The organism is Streptococcus mitis, from assembly GCF_005844455.1.
GTDB lineage: Bacteria > Bacillota > Bacilli > Lactobacillales > Streptococcaceae > Streptococcus > Streptococcus mitis_BF.
The window spans coordinates 41,914-56,196 of sequence record NZ_SPGF01000005.1 but is presented as its reverse complement, the minus strand read 5'-3'; the positions used below and the strand labels follow the sequence as shown (position 1 = coordinate 56,196).

Genomic DNA, 14,283 nt, shown 5'->3' with positions numbered 1-14,283 from the left:
AGGATTGGAAAAAAGTGTTTTAAAGTCCACTGTCAGCAGACAATGGACAAAGTTGCTTTTTGGAAACAATTGAGTATAACATATGATTTAATCGTTATTGGATTTGGTAAAGCTGGAAAAACACTAGCTGGTAAATTGGCTTCAGCTGGTAAAAAAGTGGCCCTCGTTGAACGTAGCAAAGCTATGTACGGTGGAACTTGTATCAACATCGTATGTATCCCAACCAAAACCTTGCTAGTTGCTGCTGAGAAAGATTTGTCTTTTGAAGAAGTCATTGCTACCAAAAATACCATCACTAGTCGCCTCAACGGTAAAAACTATGCTACTGTTGCAGGTACAGGCGTAGATATCTTTGATGCGGAAGCTCACTTCCTTTCAAATAAAGTCATCGAAATCCAAGCTGGTGATGAAAAACAAGAACTGACTACTGAAACAATCGTCATCAACACTGGTGCTGTTTCAAACGTCTTGCCAATCCCTGGACTTGCTACAAGCAAAAACGTCTTTGACTAAACAGGTATCCAAAACTTGGACAAATTACCTGAAAAACTTGGTGTCCTTGGTGGCAGAAACATCGGTCTTGAATTTGCTGGTCTTTACAACAAACTTGGAAGCAAGGTTACCGTCCTAGATGCCTTGGATACTTTCCTACCTCGTGCAGAACCTTCCATCGCAGCTCTTGCTAAACAATACATGGAAGAAGACGGTATTGAATTGCTTCAAAACATCCGTACTACTGAAATCAAAAACGACGGTGACCAAGTCCTTGTCGTAACTGGAAACGAAACTTATCGTTTCGATGCCCTTCTCTACGCAACTGGACGTAAACCAAATGTTGAACCTCTTCATCTCGAAAACACAGATATTGAACTGACTGAACGTGGTGCTATTAAAGTAGACAAACACTGTCAAACAAACGTTCCTGGTGTTTTTGCAGTTAGAGATGTCAACGGTGGCCTTCAATTTACTTACATTTCACTTGATGACTTCCGTGTTGTTTATAGCTACCTCGCTGGTGATGGCAGCTACACACTCGAAGATCGTCTCAATGTACCAAATACTCTTTTCATCACACCTGCACTTTCACAAGTTGGTTTGACTGAAAGTCAAGCAGCTGATTTGAAACTTCCATACGCTGTCAAGGAAATCCCTGTTGTAGCAATGCCATGTGGTCACGTAAATGGAGACCTTCGCGGAGCTTTCAAAGCTGTTGTCAATACTGAAACAAAAGAAAGTCTTGGAGCAAGCATCTTCTCAGAAGGTTCTCAAGAAATCATCAACATCATCACTGTTGCTATGGACAACAAGATTCCTTACACTTACTTCACAAAACAAATCTTCACTCACCCAACCTTGGCTGAGAACTTGAATGACTTGTTTGCGATTTAAGTTGAGATTTAATCGTATTGAGAGACTGGGCAAAAAGTCTTTAAAATCATAAAAACGCATAGTATCAGGTATTGAACAACCTTGATACTATGCGTTTTATTGCGGGAAGATTTACTTGATTTTCTCCTAAAATTGAGTTTTTGCCCAGCCTCTTTTACTTCTGCGAAATCTCAAATCTGTCTTTTCCCTCTTTTATGATATAATAGAAACATGAAATTAAAAACTACTTTGGGCCTTCTTGCTGGGCGTTCTTCCCACTTCGTTTTGAGCCGTCTTGGACGTGGAAGTACGCTCCCAGGGAAAGTCGCCCTTCAATTTGATAAAGATATTTTACAAAACCTAGCTAAGAACTACGAGATTGTCGTGGTCACTGGAACAAATGGAAAAACCCTGACAACTGCCCTCACTGTCGGCATTTTAAAAGAGGTTTATGGTCAAGTTCTGACCAATCCAAGCGGTGCCAACATGATTACAGGGATTGCGACAACCTTCTTAACAGCCAAATCTTCTAAAACCGGAAAAAATATTGCCGTCTTAGAAATTGATGAAGCCAGTCTATCTCGTATCTGTGACTACATCCAGCCAAGTCTCTTCGTCATCACCAATATCTTCCGTGACCAGATGGACCGTTTCGGTGAAATCTATACTACCTATAACATGATATTGGATGCTATTCGGAAAGTTCCAACTGCCACTGTTCTTCTCAATGGTGACAGCCCACTTTTCTACAAACCATCTTTCCAAAATCCTATACAGTATTTTGGTTTTGACTTGGAGAAAGGGCCAGCCCAACTGGCTCACTACAATACCGAAGGAATCCTCTGCCCTGACTGCCAAGGAATCCTCAAATATGAGCATAATACCTATGCAAATTTGGGTGCCTATATCTGTGAAGGTTGTGGATGTAAACGTCCTGATTTAGACTATCGCTTGACAGAATTGGTTGAGTTGACCAACAATCGCTCTCGCTTTGTCATTGACGGACAAGAATACGGTATTCAAATCGGTGGTCTCTACAATATCTACAACGCCCTAGCTGCTGTGGCCATCGCCCGTTTCCTCGGTGCAGATTCGCAACTCATCAAGCAGGGATTTGATAAGAGCCGTGCTGTCTTTGGACGTCAAGAAACCTTCCATATCGGGGACAAGGAATGTACCCTTGTCTTGATTAAAAATCCAGTCGGTGCAACCCAAGCTATCGAGATGATTAAACTAGCACCTTATCCATTTAGTCTATCGGTTCTCCTTAATGCTAACTATGCAGACGGAATTGATACCAGCTGGATCTGGGATGCTGATTTTGAACAAATCACTGAGATGGATATTTCCGAAATCAACGCTGGCGGTGTTCGCCATTCTGAAATTGCTCGTCGTCTACGAGTAACAGGCTATCCAGCTGAGAAAATCACTGAAACAAGTAGTCTGGAGCAAGTTCTCAAGACCATTGAGAACCAAGACTGCAAGCATGCTTATATCCTGGCTACCTATACTGCTATGCTTGAATTCCGCGAACTGCTGGCTAGTCGTCAGATTGTTAGAAAGGAGATGAACTAATGGTTTATACTTCACTTTCCTCAAAATCTGGCAATTACCCCTATCAGCTCAACATTGCCCACCTCTACGGTAACCTCATGAATACCTATGGGGACAATGGCAACATCCTCATGCTCAAGTATGTTGCTGAAAAACTGGGAGCCCATGTGACCGTTGACATCGTTTCACTTCATGATGATTTCGATGAAAATCACTACGACATCGCCTTTTTCGGTGGTGGTCAAGACTTTGAACAGAGTATCATTGCAGACGACCTACCTGCTAAAAAAGAGAGTATTGACAACTACATCCAAAACGACGGAGTAGTTCTAGCCATCTGCGGTGGTTTTCAACTTTTGGGGCAATATTATGTTGAAGCTTCAGGTAAACGTATCGAAGGGCTCGGTGTCATGGGTCACTACACCCTCAACCAGACTAATAACCGCTTTATCGGTGACATCAAGATCCATAATGAAGAATTTGATGAAACCTACTATGGATTTGAAAATCACCAGGGACGTACCTTCCTCTCAGATGACCAAAAACCGCTGGGACAGGTTGTCTATGGAAATGGAAACAACGAGGAAAAGGTCGGCGAAGGGGTTCATTATAAGAATGTCTTTGGTTCCTACTTCCACGGACCTATCCTCTCTCGCAATGCCAATCTAGCTTATCGCCTGGTTACTACTGCCCTCCGGAAAAAATACGGTCAGGACATCCAACTCCCTGCCTATGAGGACATTCTCAGTCAAGAAATCGCTGAAGAATACAGTGACGTCAAAAGTAAGGCAGACTTTTCTTAAACTAAAGAAAACTATATCAAAGAACTCCGCTATCATGTCGGAGTTCTTTTTGCCTGTTCTTTTACCCTTCTCCCTTGCATTTTCTCTCTTTTTTTGCCAAAATAGAGGGGTAGAAAGAAGGTAGCATATGTCTAAATTACAACAAATCGTAACATATCTTGAATCAGAAAAACTAGACGTCGCTGTCGTATCTGACCCCGTCACTATTAATTACCTCACTGGTTTTTACAGTGATCCACACGAACGCCAAATGTTCCTCTTTGTCCTTGCAGACCAGGAACCACTTCTCTTTGTTCCAGCCCTTGAGGTTGAGCGCGCAACAAGCACTGTCTCTTTCCCAGTTGTTGGTTATGTGGACTCTGAAAATCCTTGGAAGAAAATCCAAAATGCCTTGCCACAGCTTGATTTCAAACGTGTAGCAGTTGAGTTTGATAACCTCATCTTGACTAAATACCACGGTTTAAGATCTGTCTTTGAAACTGCTGAGTTTGAAAATCTCACTCCTCGCATCCAACGCATGCGCCTCATCAAATCAGCTGACGAAGTGCAAAAAATGATGGTTGCAGGGCTCTACGCTGATAAAGCTGTAAAAGTTGGTTTTGACAATATCTCTCTTGATAAAACAGAGACAGATATCATCGCCCAAATCGACTTTGCCTTAAAGCGTGAAGGCTATGAAATGAGTTTTGATACCATGGTCTTGACTGGTGACAATGCTGCAAATCCACACGGAATTCCTGGTGCAAACAAGGTCGAAAAAGACGCCCTTCTCCTCTTTGACCTGGGTGTTATGGTCAATGGCTATGCATCAGATATGACTCGTACAGTCGCTGTCGGCAAACCAGACCAATTCAAGAAAGATATTTACAACTTGACCCTTGAAGCCCAACAAGCTGCCCTTGACTTTATCAAACCAGGTGTGACTGCCCATGAAGTGGACCGCGCTGCCCGTGAAGTCATCGAAAAAGCTGGTTATGGCGAGTACTTCAACCACCGTCTCGGTCACGGTATCGGTATGGATGTCCACGAATTCCCATCTATCATGGAAGGAAATGACATGGTCATCGAAGAAGGCATGTGCTTCTCTGTTGAACCAGGTATCTACATTCCTGGTAAAGTCGGTGTCCGTATCGAAGACTGCGGTGTTGTAACCAAGGATGGTTTTGACCTCTTTACAAGCACCAGCAAAGACTTGCTTTATTTTGATTAATATTCATCTAATACTCAATGAAAATCAAAGTGCAAACTAGGAAACTAGCCGCAGGTTGCTCAAAACACTGTTTTGAGGTTGTAAATAAGACTGACGAAGTCAGTCACATATACTACGGCAAGGCGACGTTGACGCGGTTTGAAGAGATTTTCGAAGAGTATAAAATCTTCCCACAATAAAACGCATAATATCAAGGCTTTTCAACACCTGATATTATGCGTTTTTCTGATTTTGAAGACTTTTGACTCAGCCTCTTTACTTCATCTTCTTGATACTTTGACTAAGAATAAATCCCACAATCATCCCTACAATATTTTGCATGAAATTTGGTAGGATTTCTGGTAGAGCTGCTGCCCAGCCATTCATCAAAGTTGAACCCAAGGCATAGCCCCCCACCATGACAATAGTTGCCAACATAAGGCCTAGCCACTGAGTTTTGCCTTTAAATCCTGCGAAAAATCCCTGCAAGCCATGGTTGATCAAGCTAAAGAACATCCACTGAGGGTAGCCTGATAAGAGGTCAATCAAGAAACCTGCTAGACCTCCAACGACAGCCCCCTCTTTACTACCAAAGTAGAAGGCCGCAAAGAAGATACCCGCATCTAAGAGAGTTAGAATACCTGTTGGTGTCGGGATTTTTAAGAAATAACCTAGAACCACAGAAAGGGCGGTTAATAGAGATACAAGGGCGATTTTAGTTGTTTTGGTTTGCTTCATATTGTCTTACTCCATATTGATCTGCTTGTGCAATGGCACGGTAAACGAAAGCCTTCGAGCTTTCTACTGCTGGTAAAAGTTCATCACCTTTAACAAGATGACTGGCAATGCTTGAGGCAAAGGTACAACCTGCACCAGCATTTTGGCCTTGGATGACAGGATTTTCTAGGACTGTAAAGGTTTGTCCGTCATAAAAGACATCTACAGCCTTGTCCTGACTAAGGCGATTGCCTCCCTTGATAATGACTGCTGGTGCTCCCAAGTCATGCAATTTCTGCGCTGCAGTTTTCATGTCTTCCAAGGTTTTGATCTCTTGACCAGCCAATAATTCTGCTTCTGGGAGATTAGGCGTAATCACACTGACATAAGGGAAAAAGCGAATCAACTCTTGGCAGAGCTCACTAACAGCCACGTCGTGCGTTTCCTTGCAGACCAAGACAGGGTCCAATACCACAGGCACTCCTGAGCGCTGCTTGATAAAGTCCAAGGCCTTCTCAGCTACACTAACAGTAGGGAGAAGGCCAATCTTAATCCCTGCAAACTCCACATCACGCAAACTATCCAATTCATGTTGAAAAATGGCATCGTCAGTTGGAAAGACTTCAAACCCCTTCTCTGTCAAGGCTGTCAAACAAGTCACAGCTACGAAACCATGCAAGCCGTTCAAAGTATAAGTGGCTAAATCAGCCGATAATCCACCGCCACTAAAAATATCATTTCCAGAAAGTGCTAAAATACGATTATTCTTCATAACGAATCTCCTTTAAATACAAGCCATTTGGTGCTGCTGTTGGACCTGCAAGTTGCCTGTCCTTTTTCTCCAAGATGAGGTCAATCTGCTCCACTTGCATACGATTATTGCCGATTTTGAGCAGCGTCCCCACCATATTGCGAATCTGCTTATACAAGAAACCATTTCCTGAAAAGGTAAAGGTCAAAAATTGTCCTGTCTCATCAACCCTGAGACTAGCTTCTGTGATGGTACGAACCTTGTCTTCTACACTGGTTCCAGAGGCTGTAAAGCCTGTGAAATCATGGGTTCCTTCTAATTTCTTAACAGCCTCCTGCATCCGCTCTACATCAAGCGGATAAGGAAAGTGAGTAGCATAGTGACGGCGCATCGGATTTTTAGGACGGCCCCTATCCACGATAAACTCATAGGTCTTGCTGTGCTTGGCATAACGACAATGAAAATCATCCGCCACAAGCTCAATTGAAATCACATCAATATCTTCAGGGGACTGGGTATCCAGAGCAAATCGAAGTTTCTCCTCATCCATTTGATAAGGCAAGTCAAAATGAATGACCTGTCCCAAAGCATGAACCCCACTATCAGTCCTACCAGCACCGTGAACGATAATGGCTTGCCCCTTATTCAATCTAGTCAAGGTTTTTTCAATTTCTTCCTGAACGCTCCGCGCATGAGGCTGGCGCTGAAAGCCAGCAAAGGCATAACCATCATAGGAAATAGTTGCTTTATATCTCGTCATAACTTCTATTCTATCAAGAAATTAGTCTCGTAACAAGCTAGAAAATATATAATTGTCCGGGTACAAAAGCTCCAAAAAGAAAAACTTAGGAAACAAATCCTAAGCTCTCTTTTGAAGTAAGTACATAACAAAGATAGAGGTTACAATCAACCAGGATCCTAAAATGGCGAAGACCAGCATCCCATTGTGAGTTAGTAATCCAATCGCACCTAGAACGAATGGGGTTGTGAAAGCTCCGAAACTACAGCCTAAAACTGCAAATGAGGTTGCTTGATTGAGGAGTTTAGCTGGAATTCGTTCAGAGACAAGTTGAAAGACCGTCGTCAAGGCTACACTGTAGGCAAAACCAGCCAAAATGCTTCCTGCCACTACCACCCACAAGGATGGAGATAAAGCAATCACAATTTGCCCTAAGCCGAAGGTAATACCAGACCAGAGGAGCAATTTTTCCTTAAAGATAGAAATCAAGAAAGAAAAACTCACCCCAGCCACAATTCCAATCAACTGCATGACACTAAGAACAAAACTAGATAACTGGGCATCCCCCAGTCCTCTTTCCACCATCAAACTTGGAATACGGATAGTAATAGCCGTATTGGTACAAACTACCACTGCTGCTTCTATAGCTAGGGTAAAAATCAAGCCTTTCATTTCCCGAGTTAAGCGACTTGCTTCCTTCGCTTTTTTCTTGACTTCTTTTTTTTCCTTTCCATAAGGGACAAAGAGCAGATAAAGAGTCAGCACCAAAAATCCAGCACTATAAGCTAAGAAGGTAGCTGTCCAACCAAAGGCCAACAACTGGCCGACTGCCAAGGTAATGAGAGAGGCCCCAACGACCTCTGCAGAGCCACGTAGCCCTAACATCTGAATTCGTGTTTTTCCTTGATAACGTTCACTGATAATGGAAATAGCCTTGGCATTGATCATCCCAACACCCAAACCAAAGAGAATCCGTGTTCCAAAGACAAAAGGATAGGCTTGATACCAGAAGGGAGCCGTTCCACTCAGTGATAAAATCAGCAAGCCCAAACTAATCTGTAAGCGCTCAGGGAATATTTTTTCTAAGAAACCATTTAGTAGTAACATGATCATGATTCCAAAGGAAGGCAAGCTCGCCAAAAGCTCAATTTGTTCCTTATGATAACCTTGATAATAGTCAAACATGGCTGGTAGGGCACTTGAAATCGAAAAGGAGGTAATCAAAACGAGGGAGAGAGCCAAAATACTGGCCCGTTCTAAAAATTGTTTCATGAAATCTCTTTCTATCTTTCTCTTAATCTTCTATTTTTTGATAGTTATCAAAAAAAGCAAGAAAAGAAGAAGTCTCATTGGTTTGTAGACTCCTTCTTAAACTCGAAAATGAATCCCTTGTGTCTTAGGATGACTTTCTCTTAATTTGCTTAATAAAGTAGAAGATAAATCCTGCCACCATATAGGCAACAAAGATAATCAGACACCACTTGAACACGACATCCCACCCCTTGTTCACATTTAAAAAGAAGTAAGGGAAAGGACTAACCTTAGAATTAGGAATGTCTAGTTTCAGTACCAAGCCATTAAAAAGAGCAAAAATCATATACAGCAAGGGTAAAATCGTCCACACAACTGGATCCCAAATCTTGTATTGACCCTGTTTGTCAAAAAAGAGGGTATCCGCTAAAAACCAAAGGGGAACGATATAGTGGCAAAGGAAATTTTCCAGAGTATAGAAATTAGTCGCAATGGGCGCTAAGAGGAAATGGTAAATCACACAAGTAATCATGATACTCATGGTAACCCCACCTTTTAAGCGCAAGAGACTTGGCCTTTGCCAGTTTTCACCTAAACGGCTCATAACCTTTAGGAGATAGAGCGTAAAAATCGCTACTAACAGATTTGACAGAACCGTATAATAGAGAAGCATCCCAAATCCACCATGCTTGGCGATTTCAAGATAAACTCCCGTAAAAGCCGCTAGAAACAAGAAGATACGGCTATAAAATACTAGTTTATAGTGCTTTGACATACTTAAATTTTCTTCACAAACTCTGATTTGAGTTTCATGGCACCAAAGCCATCAATCTTACAATCGATATTGTGGTCGCCTTCTACGATGCGGATATTTTTCACGCGCGTCCCTTGTTTCAAATCTTTCGGCGCACCTTTTACTTTCAAGTCCTTGATGAGGGTTACAGTATCACCGTCAGCCAATTTATTTCCGTTGGCATCGATAGCGACAAGACCTTCTTCTACTTCTGCAACTTCAGCAGGATTCCACTCGTGAGCACACTCTGGGCAAACCAGTAAGGCACCGTCCTCGTAGACATACTCTGAGTTACATTTTGGGCAATTTGGTAGGTTGTTCATGGTTTCTCCTTATAATCATTCACTATTCTTTGAAAATCAAAATTTCTCGAACAGCAACTATTATACCTTAAAATCAGTATTTTGACAAATTTAGAAAAAAACCGATATCAATCTATCGGCTTTCCAACATCTACATTCTTTTTTCAGCTTCTGCTTTGATTTTTTCAACTACTTCTTGAATATTCAAACCAGTTGTATCAAGGTAGACAGCATCCTCTGCTTGTTTGAGAGGTGAAGTCTCACGATGACTATCTTTGTAGTCACGCGCAGCAATTTCCTCTTTTAGAGTTTCAAGGTCTGTTTCAATTCCCTTGGCAACATTTTCCTTGTAACGGCGCTCTGCTCTCTCATCAACAGAGGCTACTAGGAAAATTTTCAACTCTGCTTGTGGCAATACGACAGTTCCAATATCACGACCGTCCATGACAATTCCACCTTGCTGGGCAATCTCTTGTTGGAGAGAAACTAGTTTCTCACGCACTTGAGGAATTGCTGCAATAGCAGAAACATGATTGGTTACTTCATTTTCACGGATAGGATGAGTAATATCCACATCTCCCACAAAAACAAGCTGGTCTCCAGTTTCTGAACGTCCAAAACTAATTGGGTGCTGGTCCAATAAGTCTAAGAGCTCTTCAACTTCTTCAACTCCTAATTGGTTCTTGAGAGCCATATAGGTCGCTGCACGATACATAGCACCTGTATCTAGGTAGGTGTATCCAAAATCCTTGGCAATAATCTTCGCGACCGTACTCTTACCACTTGAAGCAGGGCCGTCAATAGCAATTTGAATTGTTTTCATATCAACTCCTATTTGATTTTTACAACATCACCTGGATTAGCAAACCAAGACCCTGTAGCCATGTGCCCAGGATTCAAGGCCTCTAACTGAGCAATCGAAATCCCAGCGCGAGCTGCAATAGCTGCTTCTCCTTCTCCAGCCAAGACTTTTGTCGTCCCTTCTGAATCTGTAGTTTCCTCCGAGTGCTCAGAAGAAGATTCTGATTCTGAACTCTGTTCAGTCTGGGAGCTACTAGAAGATGAAATCTGTACTACATTTGCGTCTGAATCGTGAAAATCTTTCAAGGCTGCTGTGCGATTACTCCCACCCAATGATAGATAGATGAGAACAATAATCATCACCACCACAATTACAAAGAAAATACTGGCTAGGATTGTCAAAACACGATTGGCTACTACATCTCTACCTTGAGTTCTCTTACGACGTTCTGATCTTGTTTCTTCTTGGTTTTCATAAATATCTTCTTGCCACGGTTCTTTTGCCATACCTTACTCCTTGTTTTTTTTAACTTTTCTTATTACAATATAAATATGAAAATCACACTTATACCTGAACGATGCATCGCCTGTGGGCTTTGCCAAACTTATTCTGAATTATTTGATTACCACGATAATGGAATCGTACGTTTTTACGATGATCCTGATCAACTGGAAAAAGAAATTTCTCCGAATCAGGACGTCTTAGAGGCTGTTAAAAATTGCCCAACTCGCGCCCTGATTGGAAATCAGGAAGCCTAAATCAATGTCGACAATCCACTCCCTCTAGTTTAGCACATTTCCATGTAAAATTATAGTCTTTTCTCTCTATTTTTTTCTATAAAATCAGGAAGGTCACTTTTTTCTTTGATGAGATAAAGTGGTCTTTTTTTGGTCTCTAGATAAATCTTACTAATATACTTGCCGAGAATCCCAATGGTCAAGAGTTGAATACCACCAAGAAATAGAATAACAGCCATCAGAGAGGTCCAACCTGATGTCGGATTGCCCAAAATAAGGGTCCGAACCACAACAAAAAAGGTCATGAGCAGAGAAATAAAACAAGATAGGATACCAGCCACAAAAGCTATAATCAAGGGAAAATCTGAAAAATTTACAATACCCTCAATGGAGTAGAAAAAGAGTTGCCTAAAACTCCAACTGGTCTTGCCAGCCTGTCTTTCTACATTAGGATAATCCAGATAGTGGGTTTTAAAGCCGACCCAAGCAAAGAGTCCCTTTGAAAAACGATTGGACTCAGTCAAACTTAAAATGGCATCGACCACAGACCTTCTCATCATGCGAAAATCACGGACACCTGACGGTAAGGCTACTGGACTAATTTTTTGCATGAGGCGATAAAAAAGATTAGCACAAAAACTGCGAAAGAAGGGTTCTCCCTCCCGACTGGTTCTCCGTGTTCCTACGCAGTCCAAGTCTGTATTTTGTTCCAGTAAAGTTTTCATCTCAAGCAACATACTAGGAGGATCTTGAAGGTCCGCATCCATTACCACCACCAGATCTCCTGTCGCATACTGCAGGCCTGCATAGAGGGCTGCTTCTTTGCCAAAATTTCGAGAGAAAGAAATATAATGCACTGCCGGATTTTGTTCCCGATAGACCCTTAAGAGTTCCAAGGTCCCATCACTCGATCCATCATCGACAAAGACATACTCGATTTCTGTTTCCAAATCTGGAAGTAAATCTTCCAAAGCCTGATAAAAAAGAGGAAGTACTTCCTCTTCGTTTAGACAGGGGACAATGATTGACATCCCCATCTTAGTCTTCAAATCCATTTGGATGCTTACTTTGCCAACGCCATGCGTCTTCACACATTTGGGTGATATCTAGTTCTGCTTCCCAACCGAGTTCTGCTTTGGCTTTTGCTGGGTCTGAGTAGCAGGCTGCGATGTCACCTGGGCGACGGTCTACAATGCGGTAAGGAATCGGATGCCCCACTGCTTTTTCCATATTTTGGATAATTTCAAGAACAGAGTAACCTTTACCTGTCCCAAGGTTATAAACATTTAGACCTGAACCTTTTTGAATTTTTTTCAGAGCTGCAACGTGACCTTTAGCCAAGTCGACAACGTGGATATAATCACGAACACCAGTTCCGTCTTCCGTATCGTAATCATCTCCAAACACTTGCACTTGCTCTAATTTTCCAACGGCTACTTGAGTCACATATGGCAAGAGGTTGTTTGGAATACCGTTTGGATTTTCTCCCAAATCACCACTCTCATGGGCTCCAATTGGGTTAAAGTAACGAAGTAAGACCACATTCCATTCTGAGTCTGCCTTGTAAATATCCGTCAAAATTTCCTCTAACATGAGTTTAGTACGGCCATATGGATTGGTCACTGAAAGTGGGAAATCTTCCAAGATTGGCACTGTATGCGGATCTCCATAAACTGTCGCAGAAGAACTGAAAATGATGTTTTTACAGTTGTTTTCTTCCATAGCTTTTAGAAGACTGACAGTTCCAGCGATATTATTGTCATAATAGGCAAGAGGAATACGGGTAGATTCTCCAACAGCCTTCAAACCAGCAAAGTGAATCACACCAGTCGGTTCTTCCTGCTTAAAGATATCTCTGAGAGTATCAGTATCACGGATATCTGCCTCATAGAAAGGAATTTCAACTCCTGTGATTCTTTCAACAACTTCTAAACTTTTGCGATTGCTGTTGACAAGGTTATCCACCACAATAACCTGATGACCTGCTTGGATTAACTCAATAACAGTGTGGGTTCCGATGAAACCTGCTCCACCTGTTACCAAAATCTTTTCTTGCATCTTTGTTCCTCGATTCTCGGATTTTTTCTTATTTTACCATTTTTGATAGGGAATGTCATTTGCCATCCTAGAGGGGAAGCTAAAATTTCAGTAAAATTCTTATTCGCTTTTTACTCGTTTGACATAGTTTTCAATTGGGTAGTTTACTGGGTCCAAAGTTAATTCCTTGCCTTGGATAAGTTGGGCTAGATGGTAGCCAATGATAGGACCCGTTGTGAGGCCTGATGAACCTAGTCCACTAGCCGCATAGACACCTGCTAAGCCAGGTACTTGCCCAAAGAAAGGTGAGAAATCACTTGTATAGGCACGGATGCCCACGCGCTCACCTGATGATTTCGCTCCTGCCAAGGCTGGGTAGTGAGGTAAAGCTGCCTCCTCCATTTGTTTGAGCAAGGTTTCATCTACCGTCAAATCAAATCCCATGTCATTTTCATGAGTAGCGCCTAGGGATAATTTCCCACCTGCAAAAGGAATCAAATCCCACTCCCCTTCTGGCATAACAACAGGGTAAGCTTCCATATCTTGGGCAAGCTGATAATCTCGGAGCTGTCCTTTCTGAGGACGGACATCCACAGCATAACCCAAGGGTTCTAACAAGTCCACCAACCAAGCTCCCGTCGCCAAAATAACCTGCTCAAACACCTCTTCACCAATCTGATAACCGGATGTTAAAGGTGTCAGAGTCACTTTTTCTTTGACCAGCTTGACGTGACTGGCTTCTAGCAGACGATTCACTAAGAGTTGACCATCTACTCTCGCTCCACCAGAAGCATAGAGCAGGCGGTCAAATCCCTGCAAGCCAGGGAATAATTCGTTAGCTGATGCTTGGTCCAGAATGACTAATTGCCCTATCAAAGGAGATTCTTCTCTGCGCTGAAGGGCTAGTTGGTAGAGTTCTTCCAACTTGGATTCATCCTTTTTCAAGAGAAAGACTCCCGAACGCTGGTAAAAGTCAATTTCCTGCCCTGATTTCTCTAAATCAGCCAATAAATCCACATAAAAGTCAGCACCCAAGCGCGCCATCTTGTACCAGTCTTTATTGCGACGTTTGGAAAACCAAGGACTGATAATTCCTGCTGCTGCCTTGGTAGCCTGACCTTGTCCATGGTCAAAAACGGTCACCTCTAGGTCACTTTCTTTTGAGAGGTAGTAGGCAGCTGTTGCTCCCACAATTCCTGCTCCGATAATGGCAACTTTTTTCATTCTTTTCACTTTCTAA

At 42.3% G+C, this 14,283-nt stretch carries 15 protein-coding genes and 1 pseudogene; 5 read left to right on the top strand and 11 right to left on the bottom strand.

Translation table 11 applies throughout. The features are described from left to right. Positions 1 to 42: 42 nt before the first annotated feature. From FGQ53_RS02015 to FGQ53_RS02000, 4 genes and pseudogenes are all read left to right on the top strand, one after another. Positions 43 to 1,389: pseudogene (locus tag FGQ53_RS02015) on the top strand (FAD-containing oxidoreductase). Positions 1,390 to 1,599: 210 nt separating this feature from the next. After that, positions 1,600 to 2,943, top strand: coding sequence for a lipid II isoglutaminyl synthase subunit MurT (gene murT / locus FGQ53_RS02010; RefSeq protein WP_138335383.1), 1,344 nt, complete (start codon positions 1,600 to 1,602; stop codon positions 2,941 to 2,943). Beyond that, positions 2,943 to 3,725: a lipid II isoglutaminyl synthase subunit GatD gene (gatD, locus tag FGQ53_RS02005; protein WP_138335381.1), complete on the top strand. Its 783-nt coding sequence runs from the start codon at positions 2,943 to 2,945 to the stop codon at positions 3,723 to 3,725. Before murT ends, gatD begins: the two co-directional genes overlap by 1 nt. Positions 3,726 to 3,852: 127 nt before the next feature. Next, entirely contained in the window at positions 3,853 to 4,935 is a 1,083-nt protein-coding gene (locus FGQ53_RS02000) for a M24 family metallopeptidase (protein ID WP_138335379.1), read from the top strand. A 255-nt stretch (positions 4,936 to 5,190) separates the two neighbouring features. Here FGQ53_RS02000 and FGQ53_RS01995 read toward each other — a convergent pair whose 3' ends face one another. From FGQ53_RS01995 to FGQ53_RS01960, 8 genes are all read right to left on the bottom strand, one after another. After that, complete coding sequence (locus FGQ53_RS01995) at positions 5,191 to 5,652, bottom strand: ECF transporter S component (protein ID WP_138335376.1); 462 nt, start codon at positions 5,650 to 5,652, stop codon at positions 5,191 to 5,193. Next, entirely contained in the window at positions 5,630 to 6,403 is a 774-nt protein-coding gene (locus FGQ53_RS01990; protein WP_138335374.1) for a bifunctional hydroxymethylpyrimidine kinase/phosphomethylpyrimidine kinase, read from the bottom strand. The genes FGQ53_RS01995 and FGQ53_RS01990 overlap by 23 nt, the downstream gene beginning before the upstream one ends. Then, positions 6,393 to 7,142, bottom strand: a complete 750-nt coding sequence (gene truA, locus FGQ53_RS01985; protein WP_138335372.1) for a tRNA pseudouridine(38-40) synthase TruA — start codon at positions 7,140 to 7,142, stop codon at positions 6,393 to 6,395. Before truA ends, FGQ53_RS01990 begins: the two co-directional genes overlap by 11 nt. A 99-nt stretch (positions 7,143 to 7,241) precedes the next feature. Next, a complete protein-coding gene (locus tag FGQ53_RS01980) occupies positions 7,242 to 8,393 on the bottom strand; it encodes an MFS transporter (protein WP_138335370.1) in 1,152 nt (383 codons plus the stop codon). Positions 8,394 to 8,517: 124 nt separating this feature from the next. Next, on the bottom strand, positions 8,518 to 9,147 hold the full coding sequence (locus FGQ53_RS01975; protein ID WP_084930454.1) for a Pr6Pr family membrane protein: 630 nt from the start codon (positions 9,145 to 9,147) through the stop codon (positions 8,518 to 8,520). Between the two features lie 2 nt (positions 9,148 to 9,149). Next, the gene (locus FGQ53_RS01970) at positions 9,150 to 9,488 is read right to left on the bottom strand and encodes a zinc ribbon domain-containing protein YjdM (protein WP_001061590.1); all 339 of its coding nucleotides are present in this window, start codon (positions 9,486 to 9,488) and stop codon (positions 9,150 to 9,152) included. A 130-nt stretch (positions 9,489 to 9,618) separates the two neighbouring features. Then, positions 9,619 to 10,290: a (d)CMP kinase gene (gene cmk, locus FGQ53_RS01965; RefSeq protein ID WP_138335368.1), complete on the bottom strand. Its 672-nt coding sequence runs from the start codon at positions 10,288 to 10,290 to the stop codon at positions 9,619 to 9,621. A gap of 8 nt (positions 10,291 to 10,298) precedes the next feature. Further along, positions 10,299 to 10,775 (bottom strand): SAG1386/EF1546 family surface-associated protein, encoded by a 477-nt coding sequence (locus FGQ53_RS01960; protein WP_138335366.1) that lies wholly within the window; start codon positions 10,773 to 10,775, stop codon positions 10,299 to 10,301. Between the two features lie 45 nt (positions 10,776 to 10,820). Here FGQ53_RS01960 and FGQ53_RS01955 point away from each other — a divergent pair, with 45 nt between their 5' ends. Next, a complete protein-coding gene (locus FGQ53_RS01955) occupies positions 10,821 to 11,027 on the top strand; it encodes a ferredoxin (RefSeq protein WP_171019060.1) in 207 nt (68 codons plus the stop codon). Between the two features lie 50 nt (positions 11,028 to 11,077). On the opposite strand, the gene FGQ53_RS01950 is transcribed toward FGQ53_RS01955, so the two are convergent. The 3 genes from FGQ53_RS01950 to FGQ53_RS01940 form a co-directional block, all read right to left on the bottom strand. Further along, the gene (locus tag FGQ53_RS01950; RefSeq protein ID WP_171019059.1) at positions 11,078 to 12,061 is read right to left on the bottom strand and encodes a glycosyltransferase family 2 protein; all 984 of its coding nucleotides are present in this window, start codon (positions 12,059 to 12,061) and stop codon (positions 11,078 to 11,080) included. Next, entirely contained in the window at positions 12,045 to 13,064 is a 1,020-nt protein-coding gene (gene galE, locus FGQ53_RS01945; RefSeq protein WP_138335362.1) for a UDP-glucose 4-epimerase GalE, read from the bottom strand. Before galE ends, FGQ53_RS01950 begins: the two co-directional genes overlap by 17 nt. A gap of 99 nt (positions 13,065 to 13,163) precedes the next feature. Then, positions 13,164 to 14,267: an NAD(P)/FAD-dependent oxidoreductase gene (locus FGQ53_RS01940; RefSeq protein ID WP_171019058.1), complete on the bottom strand. Its 1,104-nt coding sequence runs from the start codon at positions 14,265 to 14,267 to the stop codon at positions 13,164 to 13,166. Positions 14,268 to 14,283: the final 16 nt, after the last annotated feature.

What these genes read in the sequence shown, in the direction of transcription:
- murT (WP_138335383.1), top strand. Translation starts at nt 1,600, where the DNA reads ATGAAATTAAAAACTACTTTGGGCCTTCTTGCTGGGCGTTCTTCCCAC.
- gatD (WP_138335381.1), top strand. Translation starts at nt 2,943, where the DNA reads ATGGTTTATACTTCACTTTCCTCAAAATCTGGCAATTACCCCTATCAG.
- FGQ53_RS02000 (WP_138335379.1), top strand. Translation starts at nt 3,853, where the DNA reads ATGTCTAAATTACAACAAATCGTAACATATCTTGAATCAGAAAAACTA.
- FGQ53_RS01995 (WP_138335376.1), bottom strand. Translation starts at nt 5,652, where the DNA reads ATGAAGCAAACCAAAACAACTAAAATCGCCCTTGTATCTCTATTAACC.
- FGQ53_RS01990 (WP_138335374.1), bottom strand. Translation starts at nt 6,403, where the DNA reads ATGAAGAATAATCGTATTTTAGCACTTTCTGGAAATGATATTTTTAGT.
- truA (WP_138335372.1), bottom strand. Translation starts at nt 7,142, where the DNA reads ATGACGAGATATAAAGCAACTATTTCCTATGATGGTTATGCCTTTGCT.
- FGQ53_RS01980 (WP_138335370.1), bottom strand. Translation starts at nt 8,393, where the DNA reads ATGAAACAATTTTTAGAACGGGCCAGTATTTTGGCTCTCTCCCTCGTT.
- FGQ53_RS01975 (WP_084930454.1), bottom strand. Translation starts at nt 9,147, where the DNA reads ATGTCAAAGCACTATAAACTAGTATTTTATAGCCGTATCTTCTTGTTT.
- FGQ53_RS01970 (WP_001061590.1), bottom strand. Translation starts at nt 9,488, where the DNA reads ATGAACAACCTACCAAATTGCCCAAAATGTAACTCAGAGTATGTCTAC.
- cmk (WP_138335368.1), bottom strand. Translation starts at nt 10,290, where the DNA reads ATGAAAACAATTCAAATTGCTATTGACGGCCCTGCTTCAAGTGGTAAG.
- FGQ53_RS01960 (WP_138335366.1), bottom strand. Translation starts at nt 10,775, where the DNA reads ATGGCAAAAGAACCGTGGCAAGAAGATATTTATGAAAACCAAGAAGAA.
- FGQ53_RS01955 (WP_171019060.1), top strand. Translation starts at nt 10,821, where the DNA reads ATGAAAATCACACTTATACCTGAACGATGCATCGCCTGTGGGCTTTGC.
- FGQ53_RS01950 (WP_171019059.1), bottom strand. Translation starts at nt 12,061, where the DNA reads ATGGATTTGAAGACTAAGATGGGGATGTCAATCATTGTCCCCTGTCTA.
- galE (WP_138335362.1), bottom strand. Translation starts at nt 13,064, where the DNA reads ATGCAAGAAAAGATTTTGGTAACAGGTGGAGCAGGTTTCATCGGAACC.
- FGQ53_RS01940 (WP_171019058.1), bottom strand. Translation starts at nt 14,267, where the DNA reads ATGAAAAAAGTTGCCATTATCGGAGCAGGAATTGTGGGAGCAACAGCT.